This is a genomic window from Xanthomonas sp. 1678 (genome assembly GCF_031455575.1).
Classification (GTDB): domain Bacteria; phylum Pseudomonadota; class Gammaproteobacteria; order Xanthomonadales; family Xanthomonadaceae; genus Xanthomonas_A.
In genome coordinates this window covers 164,098-188,424 of record NZ_JAVDSZ010000001.1, presented here as the reverse complement: position 1 = coordinate 188,424, position 24,327 = coordinate 164,098, and the positions used below count along the sequence as shown (strand labels likewise).

At 70.4% G+C, this 24,327-nt stretch carries 23 protein-coding genes; 4 read left to right on the top strand and 19 right to left on the bottom strand.

Annotated elements, in window-relative coordinates:
- Nucleotides 1-41 precede the first annotated feature (41 nt).
- The 6 genes from J2Y70_RS00975 to hflK all read right to left on the bottom strand — a co-directional run bounded on the left by J2Y70_RS00975 (nt 42) and on the right by hflK (nt 4,918).
- Entirely contained in the window at nt 42-341 is a 300-nt protein-coding gene (locus tag J2Y70_RS00975) for a type II toxin-antitoxin system RelE/ParE family toxin (protein ID WP_309912363.1), read from the bottom strand.
- Between the two features lies 1 nt (nt 342).
- The gene (locus tag J2Y70_RS00970) at nt 343-627 is read right to left on the bottom strand and encodes a DUF1778 domain-containing protein (RefSeq protein WP_309912361.1); all 285 of its coding nucleotides are present in this window, start codon (nt 625-627) and stop codon (nt 343-345) included.
- A 252-nt stretch (nt 628-879) separates the two neighbouring features.
- The gene (locus J2Y70_RS00965) at nt 880-2,172 is read right to left on the bottom strand and encodes an adenylosuccinate synthase (RefSeq protein WP_309912354.1); all 1,293 of its coding nucleotides are present in this window, start codon (nt 2,170-2,172) and stop codon (nt 880-882) included.
- 254 nt (nt 2,173-2,426) lie between these two features.
- Nucleotides 2,427-2,612 carry a DUF2065 family protein gene (locus J2Y70_RS00960; protein WP_309912352.1) on the bottom strand — a complete coding sequence of 62 codons (186 nt, stop codon included), beginning with the start codon at nt 2,610-2,612 and terminating at the stop codon, nt 2,427-2,429.
- Between the two features lie 297 nt (nt 2,613-2,909).
- Complete coding sequence (hflC, locus tag J2Y70_RS00955; protein WP_263397539.1) at nt 2,910-3,773, bottom strand: protease modulator HflC; 864 nt, start codon at nt 3,771-3,773, stop codon at nt 2,910-2,912.
- Nucleotides 3,770-4,918, bottom strand: coding sequence for an FtsH protease activity modulator HflK (gene hflK, locus J2Y70_RS00950; RefSeq protein WP_309912350.1), 1,149 nt, complete (start codon nt 4,916-4,918; stop codon nt 3,770-3,772). The genes hflC and hflK overlap by 4 nt, the downstream gene beginning before the upstream one ends.
- A 144-nt stretch (nt 4,919-5,062) precedes the next feature.
- Here hflK and J2Y70_RS00945 point away from each other — a divergent pair, with 144 nt between their 5' ends.
- Together J2Y70_RS00945 and pilH are read left to right on the top strand one after the other, a co-directional pair.
- Entirely contained in the window at nt 5,063-6,067 is a 1,005-nt protein-coding gene (locus J2Y70_RS00945; protein WP_309912348.1) for an acryloyl-CoA reductase, read from the top strand.
- Nucleotides 6,068-6,148: 81 nt separating this feature from the next.
- Nucleotides 6,149-6,532 (top strand): twitching motility response regulator PilH, encoded by a 384-nt coding sequence (pilH, locus tag J2Y70_RS00940; protein ID WP_003479838.1) that lies wholly within the window; start codon nt 6,149-6,151, stop codon nt 6,530-6,532.
- Nucleotides 6,533-6,763: 231 nt separating this feature from the next.
- Here the strand turns inward: pilH and J2Y70_RS00935 are convergent, their stop codons facing one another.
- Nucleotides 6,764-7,648 carry a DnaJ C-terminal domain-containing protein gene (locus J2Y70_RS00935; RefSeq protein ID WP_309912347.1) on the bottom strand — a complete coding sequence of 295 codons (885 nt, stop codon included), beginning with the start codon at nt 7,646-7,648 and terminating at the stop codon, nt 6,764-6,766.
- A gap of 137 nt (nt 7,649-7,785) precedes the next feature.
- On the bottom strand, nt 7,786-8,253 hold the full coding sequence (locus J2Y70_RS00930; RefSeq protein ID WP_160946351.1) for an Hsp20/alpha crystallin family protein: 468 nt from the start codon (nt 8,251-8,253) through the stop codon (nt 7,786-7,788).
- A 177-nt stretch (nt 8,254-8,430) separates the two neighbouring features.
- Here J2Y70_RS00930 and J2Y70_RS00925 point away from each other — a divergent pair, with 177 nt between their 5' ends.
- Both J2Y70_RS00925 and J2Y70_RS00920 read left to right on the top strand, forming a co-directional pair.
- Nucleotides 8,431-8,913, top strand: coding sequence for a peroxiredoxin (locus J2Y70_RS00925; RefSeq protein ID WP_263397534.1), 483 nt, complete (start codon nt 8,431-8,433; stop codon nt 8,911-8,913).
- A gap of 35 nt (nt 8,914-8,948) precedes the next feature.
- The gene (locus J2Y70_RS00920; protein ID WP_263397533.1) at nt 8,949-9,524 is read left to right on the top strand and encodes a bacterioferritin; all 576 of its coding nucleotides are present in this window, start codon (nt 8,949-8,951) and stop codon (nt 9,522-9,524) included.
- Between the two features lie 695 nt (nt 9,525-10,219).
- Here the strand turns inward: J2Y70_RS00920 and pbpC are convergent.
- From pbpC to J2Y70_RS00865, 11 genes are all read right to left on the bottom strand, one after another.
- On the bottom strand, nt 10,220-12,643 hold the full coding sequence (pbpC, locus tag J2Y70_RS00915) for a penicillin-binding protein 1C (protein ID WP_309912343.1): 2,424 nt from the start codon (nt 12,641-12,643) through the stop codon (nt 10,220-10,222).
- 334 nt (nt 12,644-12,977) lie between these two features.
- Nucleotides 12,978-13,484: a HAMP domain-containing sensor histidine kinase gene (locus J2Y70_RS00910; RefSeq protein WP_309913208.1), complete on the bottom strand. Its 507-nt coding sequence runs from the start codon at nt 13,482-13,484 to the stop codon at nt 12,978-12,980.
- Between the two features lie 805 nt (nt 13,485-14,289).
- Complete coding sequence (locus J2Y70_RS00905; RefSeq protein WP_309912341.1) at nt 14,290-15,681, bottom strand: sigma-54 dependent transcriptional regulator; 1,392 nt, start codon at nt 15,679-15,681, stop codon at nt 14,290-14,292.
- 10 nt (nt 15,682-15,691) lie between these two features.
- Nucleotides 15,692-16,105, bottom strand: coding sequence for a type II toxin-antitoxin system VapC family toxin (locus J2Y70_RS00900; protein ID WP_309912340.1), 414 nt, complete (start codon nt 16,103-16,105; stop codon nt 15,692-15,694).
- Nucleotides 16,102-16,338: a type II toxin-antitoxin system VapB family antitoxin gene (locus J2Y70_RS00895; RefSeq protein WP_309912338.1), complete on the bottom strand. Its 237-nt coding sequence runs from the start codon at nt 16,336-16,338 to the stop codon at nt 16,102-16,104. The genes J2Y70_RS00900 and J2Y70_RS00895 overlap by 4 nt, the downstream gene beginning before the upstream one ends.
- Before the next feature lie 96 nt (nt 16,339-16,434).
- Nucleotides 16,435-18,873 carry an ADOP family duplicated permease gene (locus J2Y70_RS00890; protein ID WP_309912336.1) on the bottom strand — a complete coding sequence of 813 codons (2,439 nt, stop codon included), beginning with the start codon at nt 18,871-18,873 and terminating at the stop codon, nt 16,435-16,437.
- Nucleotides 18,870-19,640, bottom strand: coding sequence for an ABC transporter ATP-binding protein (locus J2Y70_RS00885; RefSeq protein WP_309912334.1), 771 nt, complete (start codon nt 19,638-19,640; stop codon nt 18,870-18,872). The genes J2Y70_RS00890 and J2Y70_RS00885 overlap by 4 nt, the downstream gene beginning before the upstream one ends.
- A gap of 20 nt (nt 19,641-19,660) precedes the next feature.
- Nucleotides 19,661-20,911, bottom strand: coding sequence for an HlyD family efflux transporter periplasmic adaptor subunit (locus J2Y70_RS00880; RefSeq protein WP_309912332.1), 1,251 nt, complete (start codon nt 20,909-20,911; stop codon nt 19,661-19,663).
- A 277-nt stretch (nt 20,912-21,188) separates the two neighbouring features.
- A complete protein-coding gene (locus J2Y70_RS00875) occupies nt 21,189-21,983 on the bottom strand; it encodes a DeoR/GlpR family DNA-binding transcription regulator (protein WP_309912330.1) in 795 nt (264 codons plus the stop codon).
- Nucleotides 21,980-22,636 carry an HAD family phosphatase gene (locus tag J2Y70_RS00870; protein ID WP_309912328.1) on the bottom strand — a complete coding sequence of 219 codons (657 nt, stop codon included), beginning with the start codon at nt 22,634-22,636 and terminating at the stop codon, nt 21,980-21,982. The genes J2Y70_RS00875 and J2Y70_RS00870 overlap by 4 nt, the downstream gene beginning before the upstream one ends.
- A 23-nt stretch (nt 22,637-22,659) precedes the next feature.
- Entirely contained in the window at nt 22,660-23,826 is a 1,167-nt protein-coding gene (locus J2Y70_RS00865) for an MFS transporter (RefSeq protein ID WP_309912326.1), read from the bottom strand.
- Nucleotides 23,827-24,327: the final 501 nt, after the last annotated feature.

Sequence of the window (24,327 nt, the reverse complement as noted above, 5' to 3'; positions counted from 1 at the left end):
ACGTGGGGCCGATGCGGTTGGCGCGAGTGTCGGCCTTGGTTTCATGCATCGCGTGCATAGCCCGCCTCCCGCTGTGCGCGAAGCGCCATCACGATCACCGTGTCGGTCACATCCACATAGCGATACAACGCCACGTCACCGTGCGAACCGCGGCTCATCACCAGTTCGCGGCTGTCTCCATGGACCGGGCAGCCGATCAACGGATTGCCTGCCAGCACGTCGAACGCGCTGACGATCTCCTCGGCTCTCTCTTCTGCGTGCTCGCTCTCGTGGTCGCGCAAATACGCGGCGATCCGCTCCAGGTCCTCGACCACGCCGGGAGCGAAGCGGATGCGCGTCACCTCAGCCTTCCAGCTTGCGCGCCGCTGGCCGCTTCGCAGGCTTTCCTGCAACCCGGGCTCTGAAGTAGGTGCGCGCCTCGTCCCACGGGATGGTCTCACCCGTCTCCAGGAACTCGGCCCAGCGCTGATCGGCCTGGGCGTGGAAGTCGGCGCGCCGCTCGGCCAGCTCGGCCTTCTCGGCGATGGCTTCCAGGATGAAATTGTGCGCCGTGGTGCCGGCCGCTTCCGCCGCCTTGGCGATGCGGGCCTTGAGCGCGTCCGGCAGGCGGATGGTGGTGGTGCTCATGCGGGGCTCCCGGCGATGGGTTCGAGGCAATGTAGCACATGTGTGGTACAGCTGCAGGCCGGCCGGGTTGGGTCAGCTCAGCTGACCAAAGAAAGCGGCTTTAAGCAGAGATTGGCGGATGGCGGCGATGGCGGCGAGCTGTTCTAGGTAGACATTCTCGGCTTTGCTTGCAACGAGCCACCAGCTCCAGGCGACTCAACGAAAAAGCCCCGCCGGAGCGGGGCTTTTCGTATTCCGAGCAACTGCCTCAACTCACGCAAACGGATCCTGCAGCACCATCGTGTGGTCGCGGTCCGGGCCGGTGGACACGATCGAGATCGGGCAGCCGGCCAGTTCCTCCAGCGCGCGCAGGTAGGCGCGGGCGGCGGCGGGCAGCTTGTCCCACTCGGTGATGCCGTGGGTGTTCTCGGTCCAGCCGGGGAACTCCAGGTACACCGGGGTGCACTCTTCCCAGCCTTGCGCGTCCAGCGGGGCGTACTCGGTGCGCTTGCCGCGGTATTCGTAGGCGATGCAGATCTTCAGCTTCTCCATGCCGTCGAGCACGTCGAGCTTGGTGATGCACAGGCCAGAGATGCCGTTGATGGCGACGGCGCGCTTGAGCGCGACGATGTCCATCCAGCCGCAGCGGCGCGGGCGGCCGGTGGAGGCGCCGTACTCGGCGCCGCGGTCGCGGATGCCCTGGCCCACTTCGTCGTCCAGTTCGGTCGGGAACGGGCCGCCGCCGACGCGGGTGGCGTAGGCCTTGGCGATGCCCAGCACGTAGTCGATGGCATCGGCGCCGACGCCGGTGCCGGCCAGTGCGCCGCCGACGGTGGTGTTGGAGCTGGTGACGTACGGGTAGGTGCCGTGGTCGATGTCCAGCAGCGCGCCCTGCGCGCCTTCGAACAGCACGCGCTTGCCTTGCTTGCGCAGGTCGTGAAGGATGCCGGCCACGTCGTACTTCATCGGCTGCACGTATTCGCCGAAGGCCAGGGCTTCGTCGAAGGTCTTCTGGAAATCGACCGCGTCCACGCCCAGGTACTTGGTCAGCACGAAGTTGTGGTAGTCCAGCGCGGTGCGCAGCAGTTCTTCCAGCTGCGGCGGGTAATGCAGGTCGGCGATGCGGATGCCGCGGCGCGCCACCTTGTCTTCGTACGCCGGGCCGATGCCGCGGCCGGTGGTGCCGATGGCCTTGCCGCCGGCGGCCTTCTCGCGGGCCTGATCCAGGGCGATGTGGTACGGCATGATCAGCGGCGCCGCCGGGGAGATCTTCAGGCGCGAACGCACTTCCACGCCTGCTCCCTCCAGCTCGCTGATTTCCTTGATCAATGCGGCCGGGGAGATCACCACACCGTTACCGATCAGGCACAGCGCGTCTTCGCGCAGGATGCCGGACGGGATCAGGTGCAGGACGGTCTTCTTGCCGTTGATGACGAGGGTGTGGCCGGCGTTGTGGCCGCCCTGGAAGCGCACGACGGCACCGATTTCCTCGGTGAGCAGATCGACGATCTTGCCTTTGCCTTCATCGCCCCACTGGGCGCCGAGCACGACAACTGACTGACCCATGGCTGGGTAACTCCTGGTTTGCTGCGCGGCCGTCGGGGCCGCACGGGTGTGGTGGCCATGCAGGGGTCTTGCCGGCGCCGGTACGGCCGCTCCATCGGGGAGCGTCCAGGCGGCGGCAGGCCCATACACGGAAAAAGCCGGTCGAGGCGCTCTTGTGGAGCGAGCCCGGCCGGCTTTTGTGCATTATCCGGGTTTTGGGTGACCGTCACCACCCCCTCGGTCAGCGCGTTCAGCGGACGCGGGGACGGCGCCGCTCAGCCGCGGACCCACCACAGGGCGAGCAACCCCACCGCCAGGGCGACGCCGCCGGCGATCCGCAGCTGCGCCGCCGGCATGGCCAACATCTGCTGCACCAGGCGCTTCCAGGCGTCCGGCGCCACCAGCAGAACCAGACCCTCGAAGACGATCATCAGGCACACCGCAGCGATCAGATCGTGCATGGGGTTCTCGGCAAGGGGCGGATGGGTAAGCGCATAAGCGCCGGCGCGCCATGGAACTTGTGGGAGCGACTTCAGTCGCGACGGGCTTTACCGGGAAGGCCCGTCGCGACTGAAGTCGCTCCCACAACAGTCCGCAAGCTGGGACTGCCCGAGTCGGCCGGGACCAACTGCACCGACAGTGCTCCAGAGAGTACGACACACGGCGTGCGCGGCAACGAAACGGCGGCAACCCGGCACACCACCAGCCCAAGGGACCCGCTTACGAGTCCCGAGTCCCGAGTCCCCAGTCCCGGCCTCTCAGCGCTCGCTCTTGAGGTACTGCAAGAACGGATCGTTCTTGTCCAGCACGATCACCGCGTTGCCGTCGGCCATGGCGCCGCGATAGGCCTCCAGGCTGCGGTAGAACGCATAGAACGACGGGTCGGCGGAGCCGGCCTTGCCGTAGATGCTGGCGGCCTGCGCGTCGCCTTCGCCGCGCAGTTTCTGCGCGTCGCGCTCGGCCTCGGCGACCAGCACCGTGCTCTCGCGGTCGGCCTGCGCGCGGATGGTCAGCGCCTGCTCCTCGCCCTCGGCGCGCAGCTTGCTGGCTTCCTGCTTGCGCTGGGCGCGCATGCGCTCGTACACGTCGGTGATCACCTGGCTGTCGGTCGGCAGGTCGATCTGCTTGATGCGCAGGTCGGTGATCTGCATGCCCAGGGTCTTGCCGGCGGCGTTGATCGCGCTGAGCTGCTGCGCGATCAGTTCGCTGCGGTCGCCGGAGACCAGCTGCTGCAGCGTGCGCGCGTTGATCTGGTTGCGCAGCGAATCGATGATGATCGGCGCCAGGCGCGCATTGGCCACCTTCTCGTCGCCGCCGGTGGCGCGGTAGAAGGCGCGCACGTCGGAGATGTAGCCGATGGCGAAGAAGTCGACGCTGACGTCCTTCTGCTCGGCGGTGAAGTAGCGCGCCGGCGGCGTGTCCAGCACCTGGAAACGGCGGTCGAACACGCGCGCGGTCTCCACCAGCGGCAGCTTGAAGTGCAGCCCCGGCTTGAGGTCGGCGCGGACCACGCGGCCCAGGTTGAGCACCATCGCGGTCTGGTCCTCGCGCACCACGAACACCGAGCTGAGCAGCGCGAACAGCGCCACGACCGCTACGCCCGCCCACAGGGAAATTCTCATCGCTGCACCTCCTCACGGCCGTTCGGGCGCGGCGTGCGCTCCGGACTGCGGATACTCTCGGCCGGGCTGCTGGACAGCGACGGCATCAGGACGTCCTGCGGCAGCGTCGGCACGCCGCCACTGCTGGAGGCCGGCGGCGCGGCGCTGGCGGCGCCCTTGCCGTCGGCCGGCATCGGCACGTAGATCAGCTGGCGGCCGTCGCCGCCGATGACCTTGCGGTTCTCCGACAGCACCTTCTGCACCGTCTCCAGCCACAGCCGCTTGCGGGTGACGTCGGGTGCGTTCTGGTACTGCTGCTGCAGCAGGGTGAAGCGCTCGGCGTCACCCTGCGCGCGGGCGATCGACGCTTCCTTGTAGCCTTCGGCGACGGTGCGGGTGCGCGCGGCCTGGCCGCGGGCTTCCGGCACCACCTTAGCGGCGTAGGCCTGGGCCTCGTTGATCAGCCGTTCCTTGACCTGCTGCGCGCCGTTGACCTCGTCGAAGGCCGGCTTCACTTCTTCCGGCGGACGCGCGTCGGGCAGGGTCAGCCCAGTCACGATCAGGCCGGTGCGGTAGGCGCTGAGCGCGGCCTGCAGCCGCTCGCGGGCGGCGGTGGCCATCGGCCCGCGGTTGTTGAGCACCACGTTGAGGTCGGCGCGGCCGACCTGCTCGCGCACCGCGCTCTGCGCGGCCTGCTCCAGCACCTGGTCAGCGTCGCGCGAGCCGAACACGTACATGCGCGGGTCGTCGATGCGGTACTGCACGTTGAGCGAGACGCTGACGATGTTCTCGTCGCGGGTCAGCACCGGCACCTGATTGCTGAAGGTCTTGATCTCGGTGGCGTTGACCTTGCGTACCGACTCGATCGGCCACGGCAGCTTGAAGTTCGGGCCGGGCTGCAGGATCCGCGAGAACTGGCCGAAGCGCAGCACCACGCCGCGCTGCTGCTCGCCGATCAGCTGGAAGCTGCTGAACAGCAGCAGCAGCACCGCCGCACCCAGCACCCAACGGCCGATGTTGCCGCCGTCACCGCCGAACAGATCCTTCAAGGGACCGGGCATCCCGCCCCACCTGCCGCCGCCATTGCCGCCACGCGGCTTCCAGGGATTGCGCCCGTTATTGTCCGGGCCGTCTGTGCCCTTGCCGCCGGGTGTGTTCCAGGCCATGCATGCTCCAAGAAGGAAAGGTGGCGGCGCGTCGGTCCGCGCCGGTCACCGTAAGTGAGTCGCCGATTCTACAAGATGGGGCAGATCCGACGTTTCGAAAGGGCTATCTTGGTGCATTCCGTCGTGCCGACCAAGGTTTTCGCCATGTCCGTCCCCGCCAGCTTCCCCGCCTTCCGCATCCACCAGGACGACGCCGGCTACCGCGCCGCGGTCGAGCCGGTGGCCCTGGACCAGCTCAGCCCGGGCGAAGTGGTGATCCGCGGCGCCTGGTCGTCGGTGAACTTCAAGGACGCGCTGGCCGGCACCGGCCAGGGCAAGATCCTGCGCCGCTTCCCGCTGGTCGGCGGCATCGACGTGGCCGGCCACGTGGTCGCCTCGACCGACCCGGGGTTCAAGGAGGGCGATGCGGTGCTGGTCACCGGCTGCGGCCTGAGCGAGACCCGCGACGGCGGCTACAGCCAGTACGCGCGGCTGGAGGCCAAGTGGGTGGTGCCGCTGCCGGCCGGGCTGAGCCTGCGCGAGAGCATGGTGCTGGGCACCGCCGGCTTCACCGCGGCGCTGGCGCTGCTGCGCCTGCTCGACAACCGGCAGACCCCGGAACACGGCCCGCTGTGCGTGACCGGCGCCACCGGCGGGGTCGGCTCGCTGGCGATCGACATCTTCAGCCGCGCCGGCTTCGAGGTGCACGCGGTCAGCGGCAAGGCCGACCGCGCCGAGCACCTGAAGGCGCTGGGCGCCAGCCAAGTGCTGGGCCGCGAGGCGCTGCAGAGCAAGCGCCCGCTGGAGTCGGTGCGCTTCGGCGGCGGCCTGGACAACGTCGGCGGGGCGATGCTGACCAGCCTGCTGGCGCAGACGGCGCCGTACGGCAACGTCGCCAGCGCCGGGCTGGCGGCGACCCCGGAGCTGGACATGACGGTGATGCCGTTCATCCTGCGCGGGGTGTCGCTGCTGGGCATCGGCTCGGCCGGGACCGCCCGCGACCTGCGCGACCTGATCTGGCAGCACCTGGGCAGCGACTGGAAACCGCGTCACCTGGACGCGATCTGCACTCGCGAGGTGGACCTGTCCGGGCTGCCCGAGGTGTTCGCGACGATGCTGGCCGGGCAGTCGTTCGGGCGCACCGTGGTGCGGCTGGATGCGGCCGCGTAGACGCCGCCGGGGGTTTGTGACGCGCAGCGCTTTCCGGCCGCGCGTCGCTGCCACTACACTCGGCTATCCAAGGGGGGACACATGGCACGCATCCTGATCGTCGACGATTCGCCGTCGCAGCTGCTCGGCATCCAGCGCATCGTCGAGAAGCTGGGCCACGAAACGATCACCGCCACCGACGGCGCCGCCGGCGTGGAGGCGGCCAAGGCGGCGCTGCCGGACCTGGTGCTGATGGACGTAGTGATGCCCAACCTCAACGGCTTCCAGGCCACCCGCACGTTGCGCCGTGAACCGAGCACGCAGAACATCCCGGTGATCCTGGTCACCACCAAGGACCAGGACACCGACCGCATGTGGGGCATGCGCCAGGGCGCCCGCGCCTACATCACCAAGCCGTTCTCCGAGGACGAGCTGTCCGAGGTGATCGAGCGGGTGTTCAGTGGGGAGGATGGGCCGAAGGGGTGAGGAGCCGGGATTGGGAATTCGGGATTGGGGATTGGATGCAGCCGAAGCGAGCATGCGCTTCGACCCAACGCTTTTGTAGGAGGGGCTTCAGCCCCGACGCATTAACAGTAAGGCGTCGGGACTGAAGCCCCTCCCATAGGAAGCAGACGCCGCGGCAGGCCTGGGAAACTGCCGAAGCGCTTCACAGCCGGCAGGCCGGTCATCCCCAATGCCGAATCCCGAATCCCGGCCTCACACTGCCTCGCCGAACGCCTTGGCCAGAGTGCGATACGCCTTGCGCTGCGCCTCGGTCTCCGGCGCCGGCGCCAGCACCTCCAGTTCGACGATCTGGTCGCCCGGCGTGGTGCCCGGCAGGCCGCGGCCGCGCAGGCGCAGCTTGCGCCCGGCGTCCGACTCCGGCGGGATCTTCAGCTCCACCGCACCGCCCAGGGTCGGCACGCTGATGCTGGTGCCCAGCGCCGCCTGCCACGGCGTCACCGGCAGGGTGTACAGGATGTTGAGCCCGTCCACCTCGAACTGCGGGTGCGCGGCGTACTCGATCTCCAGCAGCAGGTTGCTGCCGCCGTTGCCCTGCCCGCTCAGCCGGATCACCTGGCCGGGGCGCACGCCCTTGGGCACGCGCACGTCCAGCTGCTTGCCGTTGATGGTGATGCGCACGCTGTCGCCGCTGTAGACCGCTTCCAACGGCACCGCCAGCTTGGCGCGGGTGTCGCCACGCGGGGCGGCGCCCGGACCGGGACCGGCGCCGCCCTGGCGCGCGCGCTGCTGGCGCGCGAACAGGCTCTCGAAGAAATCGCTGAAGCCGCCGCCGGCGCCGCCGTTGCCGAACACTTCCTCGAACTCGTAGCCCTGCGCGCCGCCGTAGTTGGGCGGGGCCTGGAACTCTTCGCCGGGCCGGTAGCCCTGCGCGCGCAACTGGTCGTAGGCGGCGCGCTTGGGCGGATCGCGCAGCGCTTCGTAGGCCTCGTTGATGGCCTTGAACTTGTCCTCGGCGCCGGCCTCCTTGCTGACGTCGGGATGGTACTTGCGCGCCAGCCGCCGGTACGCGGTCTTGATCTCGGCGTCGCCCGCGCTGGGCTCCACGCCCAGGGTGGCGTAGTAATCCTTGAATTCCATCCATCACCTCAAAAAGAGTCGGCCCGCCGCCTTGCGGCAACGGGCCGGTTGCATGCTCTGCACCATCGCCCGGCCCATTCTACTGGCCGGCCGCGAAGGCGCGGCGTCGCCGTGGCGACGCCGGCGCGGGCGGGCGCTTACTGCACGATCGTGGCCCCGGTGTCGACCTGGATCCGGCGCGGCGTGCTCGCCGGGCGCTTGGGGATGCGCACTTCCAGCACGCCATGGTAGCCGGTGGCGGAAATGCCATCGGGGTCGGCGCTGTCGGGCAGCGCGAAGCGGCGGTGGAAGCTGCCGTAGCGGCGCTCGATGCGCGAGAAGCGCTCGCTGTCGGCGGCCGATTCGCTCTTGCGCTCGCCCTTGATCGACAGGATGCCCTTGTCCATCGACACCTCGATCTCGCTCGGGTCGATGCCCGGCAGGTCGGCGTACAGCACGAAGCGCTCCGGCTCCTCCTTGATGTCCACGCGCGGCACCCACTGCGCGGTGACGACGGCCGATTCGTCGGTGCCGCCGTTGGGGTCGAAGAAGCGGTCGAACACCTGCTTGATCTCGTTCTGGAATGCGGCCTGGGCCGGCCACTGGCGATAACGGACGATGCTCATCTCGTAGTCTCCTGCAACGTGAAAACGTGAATGGGATAGACCCTGACGGGTGGTTCGCGGCGCCGGGGCAGCCGGCCGCCATGCCAGCCAGATAGGAATGGGCCTGCGCTTTTCAAGGGCCTTGACGCTGCCTTTCCATGCCGATTTCTAGACTCGATTCATCCAAGGAGCCCACCCATGCCCATCCAGCCCGGCGAACGCATTCCCGAAGTGGTCCTGCAACGCATCCGCGAAGGCGTGGAGCAGGTGGACACCCGCACGCTGTTCGACGACCACCGCGTGCTGCTGTTCGCGGTGCCCGGCGCGTTCACCCCGACCTGTTCGGAGAAGCACCTGCCCGGCTATGTCGAGCACTTCGAGGAGTTCCGCAAGCGCGGCATCGAGGTGTACTGCATGGCGGTCAACGACCCGTTCGTGATGCAGGCCTGGGGCAAGAGCCAGCTGGTGCCCGACGGCCTGCAGATGCTGTCCGACGGCAACGGCGAGTTCGCCAAGGCGCTGGGCCTGGAGATGGACGCCAGCAGCTACGGCATGGGTGTGCGGGCGCGGCGCTTCGCGCTGTACGCCGAGCACGGCGTGGTGCGCGCGCTGTTCGTCGAGGCGCCGGGCGAATTCAAGGTCTCCGCCGCCGACTACGTGCTGCAGCATCTCCCCGACTGACTCCCCTTCTCCCACCACACAGGAACCGGCCAGCCATGTCCAACCAGCCAGCCAACGACGCCAAGCCGCTGCAGAACACCAGCGGCCTCACCGATACCGCCACGCTGCGCGCCAATGCCCGCCAGAGCATCGAGGACGGCGCGATCACCAAGAGCTACAGCGCCGACCGCGAGGCGGTGATCAAGCTGCTCAACGACGCGCTGGCCACTGAATACGTGTGCGTGCTGCGCTACTACCGCCACTACTTCATGGCCTCGGGCATGCTCGCCGACTCGGTCAAGGCCGAGTTCCTGGAGCACGCGCAGCAGGAGCAGGAACACGCGCACAAGCTGGCCGAGCGCATCGTGCAGCTGGGCGGCGAGCCGGACCTCAACCCCGACACCCTGACCGCGCGTTCGCACGCCGAGTACAAGGAAGGCGAGGACCTGCGCGACATGGTCAAGGAGAACCTGATCGCCGAGCGCATCGCCATCGACAGCTACCGCGAGATGATCAACTTCGTCGGCGACAAGGACACCACCACCAAGCGCATCCTGGAGCAGATTTTGGCCCAGGAAGAAGAGCATGCCGACGAGTTCTCGGACATGCTGGAAGGCTGGATCGGGAAGTAATCCGCCCGGCTGTCTGCACCGAAACCCCAGCGCCCGGCACCTGCCGGGCGCTTTTTTGCGTGCCGGACACCACCTTCCGCCCGCCGCCGCTACGTTCTTGTCTGCCGGCCCTGCCTCGCTGCCCAACGCCGCTTTTCTGTAGGAGCGGCGCTTTCTGTAGGAGCGGCTTCAGCCGCGACAGCATCCCTCCGCAGTACCTGTCGGGGCTGAAGCCGCTTCTATAGGGAGATGCATCTTCGGACGCCTTCTCCGTTCGCAAGGACGCCGCGACAAACATCGGCGGTCGTTCGCACGCCCCCGCCTTCGCAAGCAACCGGAGCCCCCCTGTGGGAGCGACTTCAGTCGCGACGCGCGGCAGCCAGGTGCCGCCCCCTGCCAGGCGCGCTTTTGTAGGAGCGGCTTCAGCCGCGACAGGATCCCTCCGCAGTGCCTGTCGCGGCTGAAGCCGCTCCTACAGGGGAGATGCGTCTCGGATGCCGCCTCCCCTCGCAAGCACGCCACGAACACATCGGCAACTTCGTAACCCCACCTTTCGCATACAACGACATCACCCTTGTGGGAGCGACTTCAGTCGCGACGGAGGGCTACCGGTAAAGCCCGTCGCGACTGAAGTCGCTCCCACAATGAGCCGCCGGCTGTGAATGGCACTGGCGAAGCCGCGTCTCCAGCGCTGCGCGCTTCACGCAGCAACGCCCTCAATGCAGCACCCGGAACCGCACCTGGGTCCAGGCGCCGTTGCTGGCCAGCGCAGTCAGGGTGTGGTCGCCGGCGTCGGCGAAGTCGCGCTGGAAGTTGCGTGCGCCCTCGGTGCGCGCGATCCAGCGTCCGTCCAGCAGCCAGTCCACCGGCGCGGTGGTGCCCAGCGCGCGCACCTGCAGGCGCACGCTGGGGCTGCCTGGCGCGCGCGCCAGGGTGGCGCGGTCGTTGAGCCCTTCGATGCGCAGCACGTCGTTGCCGCCGCGGCCGTCGTCGCGGCAGTCCGGCGCCAGGGCGGGCAGTTGTCCGGCCTGGCGTTCGCTGGCGTGCAGCCATGGCGTCAGCAGCGCCGGCCAGCGCGCGATCTCGCGCTGCACGGCCGCGTGCGGACGTGCGCAATCGGGCGACAGGCGCAGGCCGCTGCGCGCATCCACCTGCACCGTGTCGCGGCCGGCGCTCCACAGCCGCGCGTCGCGCTCGGCGAAGGTCGGCGGCACCGCGCCGTCCAGCGCATACGCCGGAAAGCGCCGCTGGCACAGCGCCGGCGGGGTCTGCTCGGCGGCGATGCCCAGCGGCCAGCACACGTCCAGCTGCTGCACGTTGCCCGGCATCGGCCGCGGCGCGTTGTCGCCGCGCGCGCGCGGCAGGCTGTCGATGGTCTCGAACATCAGCGGCAGCGCGGTCACCGCCCCGTACTGGCCGGGCAGCGGGGTGCCGTCCGGGCGCCCGACCCAGACCCCGACCGTGTAGCGGCGGGTGCTGCCGATCGCCCACGCATCGCGGTAGCCGTAGCTGGTGCCGGTCTTCCACGCCACCCGCGGGCGCGCGCCGACGTCGAACGTGCCGACGCCGTAGCCGGGTCGCGGATTGGCCTCGAGGATCTCGCGCACGATCCACGCCGCGCCCGGCGACATCAGCCGCCGATCGATGGTCTTGTCGGTCGGGGTATAGCGCACGTGCCCGGCGATGCCGTCGCGGTTCAGCGCGGCGAAGGCGCCGACCAGTTCCTCCAGCTGCGCGCCGGTGCCGCCGAGGATCAGCGCCAGGTTCGGGGTGCTGCCGCGCGGGAACTTCAGGCCGATGCCGGCGTTGTCCAGGCGCGCGGCGAAGCGCGCCGGCCCGACCCGCTCGAGCAAGTCCACCGCCGGCACGTTCAGCGACAGGCGCAAGGCGCTGGCCGCGCCGACCGGGCCGTTGAAGGCCTCGTCGAAGTTGCCCGGCCGGTAATCGCCGAAGCTCTGCGGCGCATCCACCAGCAGGCTTTCGGAATGGATCAGGCCGTCGTCCAGGGCCATGCCGTACAGGAACGGCTTGAGCGTGGAGCCGGGCGAGCGCCAGGCCTGCACCATGTCCACGTCGCCGAGCCGCTTGCGGTCGCCGAACACCACCGAGCCGATGTAGGCGCGCGCCTGCAGGTCGCGGTTGTCGACCACCAGCAGCGCGGCGGACGTGCGCTCCGGCAACTGCGAGAAATACGCGCTGACCCGGTCCTCCAGGGTGCGCTGCAGGTCGGCATCGATGGTGGAGACGATGTGCGCGGCGCGCGGCGATTGCCGGCGCAGGCGTTCGGCCAACAACGCGGCGTGCATCGGCGACTGCAGCGAGCGCGCCACCACCGGCTCGATGCGTGCGTCGTCGACCTGCTCGCGCGACCACACGTGCAGTTCGACCATGCGCTCGAGCACCTTGTCGCGCGCCGCGCGCGCGGCCTCCGGGTGCCGGTCCGGGCGCAGCCGGCTCGGCGCCTGCGGCAGCACCGCCAGCAGCGCCGCCTCGGCCTGCGACAGGCGCGCCGCCGGCTTGCCCAGGTAGGCCCAGCTCGCCGCGTCCACGCCTTCGATAGTGCCGCCGTAGGGCGCGCGCTCCAGGTACAGCTGCAGGATCTGGCGCTTGCTCAGGTGCACTTCCAGCTGCAGCGCGCGCAGCAGCTGCTGCAGCTTGCCCAGCGGCGTGCGCGTGCTGGCGTTGTCCGGCATCAGGATCCGCGCCACCTGCATGGTCAAGGTGGAACCGCCGGAGACGATGCGGCGCGAGAACAGCCACTGCTTGCCGGCGCGCAGCAGCGCCCACGGGTTGACCCCGGGGTGATGCCAGAACCAGCGGTCTTCGTAGTTCAGCAGTGCCTGCAGGTACAGCGGCGAGACGCTCTGCGGGGTGGCCGGATAGCGCCACACGCCGTTGCCGTCGGCGAAGGCGCGCAGCGGGGTGCCGTCGGCGGCCACCACCAGGGTCGAGGTGTCGCGCGATTTCGGCAGCGGCAGCGGAAACGCCAGGTCCAGCAGCAACAGCGTGGCCAGCAGCGCCACCGTGCCCCAGCGCAGCACGCGCCACTGCGTGCGGCCCCAATGCGGCCGCGGCAGCAGGCGCGTCCAGCGCCGGGTGCGCCGCGCGGGCGGCGTGGCGGCGGATACGTCCTGTGACATGCGGGCTCCCGGTGGAAGCGGCTATTTTGCCTGCTGCGCAGCGTCGTGTGGCGCAGCGGCGTGCGTCCTTCTTCGAGGCAGCGTGCCTGTCGGAGCGGCTGCGAATGGCGTCGGTCCATCGGTCGCGATGGGCTTTATCGGGAAGGCCCGTCGCGGCTGAAGTCGCGTGCATGCACAAGTACCTGCGATGGCTCAATGCCATTGCTCGAGACCAGGCGCCTTACGCTCCTCCGGAGATCGCTTCTGCATGACAGTTGACTCCTACAACTAGCTTCGACTGTCGAAGGTCATCCGCACGACCGCTCTGGCGCATTGCCGAAGAAATTCGGCGGCATCATGCCTCGTTGCCACCCAAGGCCAGCGGTAGGCGCAGCGTGGCGACGCTGCCGGCGGCGTCCGTACGCGGCGCCAGGCTGAGACTGCCGCCCTGCGCGTCCAGGATCTGCCGCGACAGCACCAGGCCGATGCCCGAGCCGCCGGGCTTGGTAGTGAAGAACGGCACGAACAGGTTGTCGCTGGGCGGCAGCCCGGCGCCGCCGTCGACCACGTCGATGCGCGCCATCGCGCCGTCGCGACGCGCGCGCAATGCCACCGGTGCGCTGCCGCCGGATTCCAGCGCGTTGCGCAGCAGGTTGATCAGCACCTGCTCGAGCTGGTCGGCGTCGGCGCGTAAGTACACCCCCGGCGGCACGTCGAGCTGCACCCGCGCATCGTCGAGCAGCCGCTGCACCCGCGCGCACAGCGGTGCCAGTTCCACGGAAGCCGGCACCGGCACCGGCAACCTGGCCAGGCGCGCATAGCCGCCGAGGAAGCGCTGCAAGGCCGCGCTGCGCTGCTCGATCACCACCAGGCCGTTGCGCAGGTCCTCGTGCAATTCGGCATCGAGCGTGGCCGGCGTGGCCGCCAGCAGGCGCCCGAGCGTATCGGCGATCGAGGCGATCGGGGCCAGCGAGTTGTTGATCTCGTGGCTGAGCACGCGCAATAAACGGCGGAACGCCTGCGCCTCTTCCTCGCGCAGCGCGCGCTCCATCGGCTGCACCAGCAGCAGTTGCCCGGCCTGGCTGCGGCTGCGCAACGCGGCATGGCCGATCTGCCAGCGACCTTGCTGGCCGGCGAAGGCATGCGCGTGGATGCTGCCCGACGGCAGCGCGAACAACCCGGCCAGGCCCAGCGCCTGCGCGGACTGCCCGATCAAGTGCTCGGCGGCGGCGCCGAGCAGGCGCTCGCCGGCCGGGTTGACCAGGCGCAGGCGCTGGTCCTGCTCGAACGCGAACACCGCCCCGTCCAGCGCCGCCAGGGTCTTGCTCAGCAGCTGCAGGCTTTCGTGCGAATCGCGCTGCTCGTCCTGCAGCCGCTGCGCCAACGCGTTGAACCGCTGCAACAGGCCATCGGTATCGCGATCGCGTGCATCCTGCGCCACGCGCACGCTGTAGTCGCCCTCGCGCAGCGCCTCGAGCAGGCCGCCCAGGGTGTGCAGGCGCTGGCCGGCATCGCGCTGCTGCCAGCGCCACACGGCTGCGGTCAGCAGCAGCACGCACAACATCAGCACGGCCGCCTCGGGCGGCCGCGGCGCGCCGAATGCGAGCACCAGGATCAGCGCCAGCAACGCCGGCGCCGCCAGCCACAGCGGGCGCCGGCGCTGCCGCTCAGGCACCGTCATCGCTGCGCAGGCCGTGCTTGCCCAGGCGCCGGTACAGGCTCTGGCGGGTGATGCCGAGTTGGTCGGCGGCGCGCTGCAGGTTGCCCTGCTGCTGCGCCAGCGCCTGCCGCAGCAGCAGCGCCTCGGCTTCTTCGAGGGTCAGCTGGGTCGACAAGGCCGGCGCGGCGTTCGCAACCGGCTGCAGGCGCAGGTCGTCGCTGCCCAGGATGGCGCCGTCGGCGAGCAGCGCGGCGCGTTCCATCGCGTGCGCCAGTTCGCGCACGTTGCCGGGCCAGGCGTAACCGAGCAAGGCGCGTTCGGCGTCGCGCGCCAGCGCCGGCAGCGGCCGCCGGTAGCGCGTGCAGGCGGCGGCCAGGTAGTGCCGCGCCAGCGGCAGGATGTCGGCGCCGCGCTCGCGCAGCGGCGGCACCCGCAGCTGGAAGGTATTGAGCCGGTACAGCAGGTCCTGGCGAAAATTGCCCGCCGCCACTTCCGCGTCCAGGTCGGCGTTGGTCGCCGCGACGATGCGTACGTCCACACGCTGCGTGCGCGAGGAGCCGAGCCGCTCGAATTCGCCATCCTCGATCGCGCGCAGCAGCTTGGGCTGCTGCTGCAGCGGCAGGTTGCCGATCTCGTCCAGGAACAGGGTGCCGCCGTCGGCCAGTTCGAAGCGGCCGGCGCGGTCCTGCCGCGCGTCGGTGTAGGCGCCGCGCACATTGCCGAACAGCTCGGCCTCGAACAGGGTCGGCGCCAGCCCGCCGATGTTGACCTTGACGAAGGCCTGCGCGCGGCGTGGCGACCACTGGTGCAACAACTGCGCGAGCAGGCTCTTGCCGGTGCCGTTCTCGCCCAGCAACAGCACGTTGGCGCCGCTGCCGGCGATGCGCAGCAGGTCCTCGACCAGGCGCTGCATCGGCGCCGATTCGGCGACGAACCCGGCCGCGCTGTCCTGCAGCAGCAGCGCTTGCGCCTCGCCCAGCCGCCGCGCCTCGCGGCGGCTGCGGTCCAGCGCGATGCGGCTGTCCAGCACCGCCAGCACGCGCGCGTTCTGCCACGGTTTCTCGATGAAATCCACCGCGCCATCGCGCATCGCCGCCACCGCCAGTTCGACGCTGGCCCAGGCGGTCATCGCGATCACCGGCAGCCCCGGCCACTGCGCGGCGATCTGCGCGATCAACGCCAGGCCTTCCGCGCCGGAGGTGGTGTCGCGGGCGTAGTTCATGTCCACCAGCACCGCGGCGAAATCGTCGCCGCGCAGGCAGGCCAGCGCCAGCTCCGGCGATTCGGCGCCGACCATGCCGTAGCCGGCGCTCTTAAGCAGCATGCGCAGCGCCTCGCGCACGTCGGCCTGGTCGTCGACGACGAGGATGCGTGGCGACGCATCGGCCAGCGCTTTCATCGCCAGGACTTCATGCGGGCGACACCCAGTTTTCCAGGCGCAGGCCGGCAACGCGCTCGAACTCGCGCACGTTGTTGGTGACCAGCACCGCATCGGCGGCCAAGGCATGCGCCGCGATCAACTGGTCCAGCGCACCGATCGGCGTGCCCTGGCGCTCCAGGCCGCTGCGCAACACGCCGTAGCGACGCATGGCCGCTTCGTCGAACGGCAGGATGTCCAGCGGAGCGAGAAACTTGTCCAGCGCCTGGCGATTGCGCGGCGATCCGCTCTTGTCCACGCCGTAGGCCAATTCGGCGCCGGTGATGCTGGAAATGGCGACCTGCCCGATGCGCAATGCGGCGAAACGATCGAGCACCTCGGGCGGACGCCGGTTGATGATGTAGATGCAGATGTTGGTATCGAGCAGATACAGCGGCTGACTCATACCGGCCATTCCTCGCGCACCTGCTGCTCGGGTTGCTCGCGCTGCAATTGAAAGCCGGGCTCGAACTCCTCCAGCGCCTCGCGCAGCAACTGCCAGGGCGCATCCAAGGGCAGCAGCAGCACGCCGTTGCCGAAACGCCGGGCGATCACCTCCTCCCCTTCGAAGCGCAGGGCCTTGGGCAGGCGGACGGCCTGGCTGCGCCCGGACTGAAACAGTTTCGCGGTCGTGGACATGGCGATCCTCCAACGGAATGCATTGATATACACCAATGATATATACCACCTTGGCAGTGTCAATGCCGCGCCCCACTCGCCTCGCCTGCCGAGGCTTCATTCCAGGCGCAACGCCTGCATCGGCGGCACCCGTGCCGCACGCCGCGCCGGCGCCAGCGCCGCCAGCAGGCCGGCCGCGGCGAGCACCAGCAGCACCGCGCCGATCGCCAGCGGATCGGCCACCCGCACCTCGAACAGGAAACGCTGCAGCACCCGCGACAGCGCCATCGCCACGCCCAGGCCCAGCAGCAGCCCTATGCCGATCTGCACGCCGGCCTCGCGCAGCACCTGCCGCCGCAGCCGCGCCGGCGGTGCGCCGAGCGCGGCGCGCACGCCGAACTCGTGCTGGCGCGCGGCCACCGCCACCGCCATCACCGCGTACAGGCCGACCGCGGCCAGCAGCAGCGCCAGCGCCGCGAACAGGCCCACCAGCAGCAGGTTGAGCTTCTGCTCGCCGGTGGTGGTGGCGACCAGGGCCTGCATCGGCTGCAGGTCGGCGATCGGCTGCTGCGGCGCCACTTCGTCGATCGCCGCGCGCAGCGCGCGCTCGTCGGCGCCCAGCGCGCCGGCACGCAGGCGCACCGCATAGGTCAACGCGCCGAACCCGCGCATGATCTGCCACATCGGTTCGCTCATCTGCGCCAGCGGTTGGTAGACCATCGGCTCCGGCCGCTCGGCCGGGCCTGCATGGCGCACGTCGCCGACCACGCCGACCACGCGCATCGGCAAACGGTTGTTGCCGCCGTCGTCGGGCACGGTAACGATCTTGCCGAGCGCATGGCCGTGCAGGTAGCGCTCGGCGAACGTGGCATTGACCAGGCAGACCTTTTCGGCACCGGCCACGTCGCCCTCGGAAATGCCGCGCCCGGCCAGCAACGGGATGCGGAATACCTGCAGGAAGTCCGGCGTGGCCAGGCGGTACTGGCTGTTGACGGACGGCATGCCCTCCACCTCCACGCTCCAGCTCAGCTGGGTGGTGGTCGGCGGATTGCTGGACACGCCGACGCGTTCGATGCCCGGCACCTGCTGCAGCCGCGCGACGATGCGCCGGGTCTGCTCGACCGCGTCTTGCACGGTCGCGTAGCGTTCCTTCACCGGCGCCAGGGTGAACACCACCGCCGAGCGGCTCTCGAACCCCATCGGCACGTCCGCCAGCTTCTGCAGCGTGCGCGTGAACAGCGCCGCGCCGATCAGCAGCACAACGGCGACGGCCACCTGCGCGATCACCAGGCTGCGGCCGAGGCGGCCGGCCTGCAGGCTCCAGCCGCCGCGCCCGCCGCCGGCCAGTTCCGTCACCAGGTTGCGGCGACGTCCGCGCACGATGCCCAGCGCCGCGGCTAGCACGGCAGTGGCGCCGCCAGCAAACACGGCGAACAGCACGCTGGCCCCGGTCAGGTGCGCAGACTCGCCACGCATCCACAACACCGGCACCCAGCTGCCGAGCAGGCGCAGCCCGAGCCAGGCCAAGAGCAGCCCGGCCAGGCTGCCGAGCGCGCCGACCAGCACGCCTTCGGCCAACGCCGGCAGGCTCAGGCGCAGCCATGGCGCGCCAAGCGCGGCGCGCACCGCGCTGTCGTGGCTGCGGCCGAGCGCGCGCAGCAGCATCAGGCTGGCCAGGTTGATCGCCGCGATCAACAGCACGCACGCCGCCGCGGCGAAGAACAGCCACAGCGTGTTGCCGCTGAAGGAGGTGTACAGGCTGTCCTGCAACGGCAAGGCGTTCGGCGGCTCGCGCTGCAGGCTCTGCCACCACGCTGCGTCCATGTGCGGGCTGTTGCGCAGCAAGCCCTTGATCACCACCGCGGTCTGCGCCGAGGCGGCGGTCACGCTGACGCCCGGCCGCAACCGCGCCACCACGATCTCGTTGGTGGACAGGTTGGTCGCGGTCAGGTCCGGCTGCATGTTGCGGAGCAGGTCGAACGGTTCGGCCCAGGGGAATTCCGCCGACAGCACGCCGACGATCTGCACCGGTTTGCCCTCCACCTGCAGCGTGCGTCCCACCGCCGCCGGATCGCCGCCGAAATAGCGCTGCCAGAAGCGATGCGTGAGGATCACCGCCTGCGGCCCGCCAGGTTGGCTTTCCTCGGCCGTGAAGTTGCGCCCTGCCGCCATCGGCAGGCCGAGCGTGCGCAGGAAGCCCACGTCTGCGCTGATCGCCCGGGCCACCTCGCTGGCGCCGCCGCGGGCGATGTTGGTCGGCACCGGAAACCCGCGCACGATGCCGACGACCTGCATGCTCGGCATGCGCCGCAACACCGGGTAATAGCCAGGCGCCGCGACATTGTGGCCGCCCGAGGGCAGCCCCAGGGTGACCAGACGCTGCGGCTGCGGGAACGGCAGCGGCTTGAGCAAGGCCTGGTCGAGCAGCGCGAACACCGCGGTGGTGGTGGCCACGCCCAGCGCCAGGGTCAGCACCGCCAGCAGCAGATAGCCCGGCCTGCGCGCCAGCGCGCGCCAGGATTGCCGCGTCTCGGTCCAGTACACCGCCGCGCTCATCGCGCCTGCTCCGCGGCGCGCGCCGGCAGCGCCACATCCTGCTCGTGGCGCAGCCGCTCGAAGGTGTCTTCATCGACGATGCGCCCGTCGAGCATGTGCACGATGCGCTGCGCGCGCCGCGCGAACGCCGGGTCGTGGGTGACCATGCACAGCGTGGTGCCGTTGTCGTGCAGTTGCTCCAGCAACTGCATCACCGCCTCGCCGTTGCGGCTGTCCAGGTTGCCGGTAGGCTCGTCGGCGAGCAGGATCGCCGGATTGCCGGCCAGCGCGCGCGCCACCGCCACGCGCTGCTGCTGGCCGCCGGACAGCTGCCCCGGATAGTGCTTGTGGCGATGGTGCATGCCGACCAGTTCCAGCACTTCGCGCACGCGCTGGCGGATCTGGCCGCGCTCGGCGCCGTCGCGGTAGGTCAGCGGCAGCGCCACGTTCTCTTCCACGGTGAGGTCGGCGATCAGGTTGAAGGCCTGGAAGATGAAGCCGATCTCGGCGTTGCGGATGCGCGCGCGGCCGACCGCGTCCAGTTCGGCGACGCTGCGGCCGTTGAGCCGGTAGGCGCCGCCACTGGGCGCGTCGAGCAGGCCGAGGATCGACAGCAGGGTCGATTTGCCGCAGCCGGACGGCCCGGTGATGGCGACGAAATCGCCACGCGCCACGTCCAAAGCGATCTCGGCCAGCGCATGGGTCTCCACTTCATCGGTATGGAATACCTTGCCCAGCCCGTGCAGGCGGATCAGCGGCTCGGCGGAAGGTGCGGGAACTGCGGTCATTCGGATATCTCCTGGTGAGGCTAGCGTAAGCGCAAGGTGTCGTAGGCATTCCACTGGCTGGTATCGGACAGCACGACCTGCTCGCCGGAATGCAGGCCGACGCGCACTTCGATGCGATCGCTGGAAGCGGCGCCGAAGCGCACGCGGATGCGTTGCGCGCGCGCGCCGCCGTCGCGCAGCACGAACAGGTTGCCGGCGGTGTTCGGTGCGGCCAGCGCCGGGCGCGGGATGCTGACCACGTCGCGCAGCGTGCCGAGCACGATGCGGCCGTCCACCGACAGGTCCGGGCGCACGCCCGGCGGCAACGGCGGCGCCAAGCGCACGTCGACCACCACGCTGCCGCTGCGCACCGCCGGATCGATCCGCGCCACCTGTCCGGCGACCACGCCGTTGTGCGTGTCCACGCTGACCGGCAGCGCATCGATCACGTCCTTGGCCAGCACCTCGGCCACCTGTAGCCGCGCCAGCAGATCGTCCGGGCGCGCGACCCGCGCCAGCTTGGCGCCGGCTTCGACGCGTTGGCCGGGTTCCACGTCCACCTGCTGCAGGATGCCGGCGCTGCCGGCGCGCACCTGCAGCGAGGCGGCCTGTTCCGCGGCGATGGCCAGTGCGCTGGCGGCCTGTGCGCGCCGCGCCTGGGCGGCGCGCAGCTGCGCGGCCATGTTCTGGCGGAAGGCCGCCACACGCTTGCCCTCGATGGTGGCGCGGCCATGCTGCTGCGCCTCGGTGATCTGGCTCTGGGTCAGGTCGATCGCCGAGATCGCACCACCGTCGTGGCCGCGCTGGTAGGCCTGCGCCTTGACCTGCGCGATGCGCCAGTCCGAATCGGCCTGCGCCTGCAGCGCTTGCTGGTCCAACAGTTGCGAGGCCAGCGCCGCGCGCAGCGCGGCCACGTCGGCATCGGCGCCGGCCAGCGCGGCACGGGCACGGTCCAGGCCGGCGTCCAGTTCGGGATTGGCCAGCTGCAGGATCAGCGTGTCCGCCTCTACCCGCGCGCCGGCATCGACCAGTTGCTGCTGCACGGTGGCGGTGGCGCCGGCGGTGATCCAGCGGATCTGCCGCGGCACCAGCACGCCGTTGGCGCGGATCTCGCGGCGCATCTCGCCGCGCGTGGCCGCATCGATCCACAACTCGCTGCGCGCCACGCGCGGGGCGGCCTTACCCAGGCTCAGCGCGGCCAGCAGCGCCAACAGCACCACGGCGATGACGATGGCGAGTGCGACGATGCGGCGGCGGCGGCGGTGAGCGACGGGTTGCTTGGCGATATCCATGCCATTACCGGAGCAGGCCGCGTGCCAACCGCCGCGTCATGGAAACATCGAGTGCAATCAATGCGTTGCGCATTCCGCTGCGCAGTTACGCTGTCCGTTTCCGGACAATGCAGACCGGTTGCGGACGGCACTGCTGCGTGCGTAGCGCCGCGGGTCGGCGACGCAGCCGTGTCCGGCTACGCCCGTTACCTGGATCTTCGTGCGCGGACGGCGGCGGCGCGCCACCGGCAACAGGTGGTTGCGCCGCGTGCGTCGGCCTCGCCCGCCGCGCGGCGCGCTACCCGGCGGCGTCGGCAGGTCCGGCGCGATGCACCTGCACCGCCTGCGCGGCGAAGGCCGCGAGCAGCCCGGCCGGCGCATCGTGCTCGACCACCAGGCGGTCGATCGCGTCCACGCCCACCACCTGGTGCGCCGCCAGCGCGCCGAGCTTGTCGGTGGTCACCACCGCGACGGTCTCGGCGCTGGCGTCGACCATCGCGCGCTTGAACAGGCTCTCCTCGCCGTCCACACCCCACAGGCCGCGCTCCGGATCGATCGCGCAGGCGCCCGGGAAACACACGTCGGCGCGCAACTGCTGCAGTTGCTGCAGCGCCTGCGCGCCGACCGCCGCACCGATGTGCGGGTCCAGCCGGCCGCCGATCAGCAGGATCTCGAAGCCGCCGCGCTGCAACAGCGTCTGCGCGACGTCCGGCGCGTTAGTGATCACGCTCAGCCCCTGCCCTGCCGGCAGCGCGGCGGCGATGGCACTGTTGGTGGAGCCGGCGTCGATCAGCAGGCGCTGCCCGGGCTGCAGCAGGGCGACCGCGGCCAGCGCCAGCGCGCGCTTGCGTTCGGCATGCTCGCCCAGGCGCTGCGGCAGCGGCGCGGTCACCGGCGTCGGCAGCAGCGCGCCACCGTAGACGCGCCGGCACAGGCCCTGCGCGGCGAGCTCGCGCAGGTCGCGGCGGATCGAATCCTCGGAGACGCCGAAGCGCGTCGCCAGTTCCGCCGCCACCACCCGGCCGTGCTCGCGCAGGCGCTGCAGGATCGCCTGCTGGCGCTCCTGCGGCAGCGTGTCCAGTTCGGTGCTCACGGCGTCTGCCCGGCGTCGCGCAGCGGCAGGCCCAGCGCGGCCAGGTCGCGGCGCAAGCCGGGCGCGTCGCGGAACTGCAGCGCATGCATGCCCATGCCCGCGGCGGCGTGCACGTTGCGCGGCGCATCGTCGATGAACACCGCGCGCGCCGGTTCGATCGCAAAGCGCTCGCACAGCAGCGCGAAGATCGCCGGGTCCGGCTTCACCAGCCGCTCCTCGCCGGAGACCAGCACGCCATCGAACCATTGCAGGAACGGGTAGCGTTCGCGCGCCACCGGGAAGGTCTCGTGCGACCAGTTGGTCAGCGCGTACAGCCGCAGGCCCTGCCCGCGCAGTTCCTCCAGCACCGCCACCGTCTCCTCCATCGCACCGCCGAGCATCTCCGGCCAGCGCGCGTGGTAGGCCGCGATCAGCGCCGCATGCGCCGGATGCAGCGCGCTGAGTTCGGCCACCGCCTCGCGCCACGGCCGTCCGGCGTCCTGGCGTTCGTTCCATTGCGGGCTGCAGACCTCGCTGAGGAACGCTTCCATCGCGGTTTCGTCGTCGAACAGGTGGCGGTACAGGTGGCGTGGATTCCAATCGATCAGCACGCCGCCGAGATCGAACACGACGGTGTCGATGCGGGGCGTGGACGGAGATGCGGACGCGGACATGACGGACTCCAGGGACAGGGGATTCAACGACGGACCAGGCGCGCGCCGGCGGCCACCAGCAGCAGCAGCGCCGCCACCGCCCACAGCGCCACCGGCAGGCTGCTGGCGTGGGCGAGGAAACCGATCAGCGCCGGCCCGGCGAGCAGGCCGGTATAGCCGAGCGTGGTCAATGTCGCCAGCGCCACCGCCGGCGAGGTGCCCGGCATGCGCCCGGCGGCGCCGAACATCACCGGCACCAGGTTGGATGCGCCCAGGCCGACCAGCACGCAGCCGAGCAGGCCGCTGCTGGCGGCGCTGCCGACACTGGCCAACAGCAGGCCGGCGGCAGCCAGCGCGGCGCCGATGCCGACGGTGCGCGACGGCCCCAGCCGCGCCACGATGCGGTCGCCGGTCAGCCGGCCCAATGCCATCGCCACCGAGAACGCGGCGTAGCCCATGCCCGCCGCGCCCGGCGTCATGCCGTGGTGCTCGCGCAGCAGCACCGCGCTCCAATCGAGCATCGCGCCCTCCGCCAGCAGGCAGATGAAGCACAGCGCGCCCAGCACCAGCACCGGCCCGCGCGGCAGCCGCAGCGGCACCGCCTCGGCCGACGGCGACGCCTGCCGCAGCAGGCCGCCGCGCTGCCACAGCAACAGCCCCAGCAGCAGCGCCGAGACCAGCAGCGTGCAGGCCAGCAGCGGCGCACCGCTGCCGAGCAGCGCGCTCATGCCGGCGGCGCCGAGCAACCCGCCGACGCTGAACACGCCATGGAAGCCGGACATCGCCGCGCGGCCGACGCGCTTTTCCGCTTCCACCGCGTGCGCGTTCATCGACACGTCGAGCGCGCCGAGCGCGGCGCTGAAGTACAGCAGCGCGGCGACCAGCAGCGGCACGCTCGGCGCCAGCGCCACCGCCGGCAGCGCCAGGCACAGCGCCAGCGCGCTGGTCACGATCACCGCGCGGGCGCCGAAGCGATGGCTCAGCACCCCGCCCAGCGGCATCGCCACCACCGAGCCGGCGCCGAACGCCAGCAGCACCAGGCCCAGGCGCGCGTCGTCCAGGGCGAAGCGCGCCTTGACGTACGGCACCATCGGCGCCCACGCGGCCATCGCCATGCCCGACAGCAGGAACATGGCGCGGGTGGCGCCGATCCCGGTCTGCAGCGCGGCGGAACTGGCGGAAGCGGCGGCGGGTGAGGATGGGTCGTGCATGGAAGGCTCCTGAGTGGTGCCGGCGCATGATACCCAGATCATGCATAAACATGCAATAACGAGGTAAAACGTGCAAAACATGCACGACATGCAGACCTTCATCTCGGGCGGCAGCGTCGCTCCAGCCACGCGGCCCGACGGCTGCCGCCTCCTTCCGCGGTACGCGTCACGCCACGCCGCGAACAGTGCCGCCCGACCCGCGGCAACCACCTGCGGATTCTTCCGCGTTTCGTTGCGCGAGCCGCCGCAGCGCCGGACAGCCACGGGTCGGCTCTGTCTGTGCGAATGGTCTCTTGCTCCGCGAGGCGCAACGCCGGCGCACGCGCACAACCAGCGAAAGACGCAACGGCCGCCACAGCGTCGCGCAGCGCGTGCCATGGCGGCGTCATCGCCGACCGCGCCCGGCGGCAGCCGACACCTGCAGCCGGCAGCCGGCAGCGCCGCACCCAGAAACGAAGATAGGGCCACCAGGGCCCTATCGCGTCACCGCTGCATCGTGCA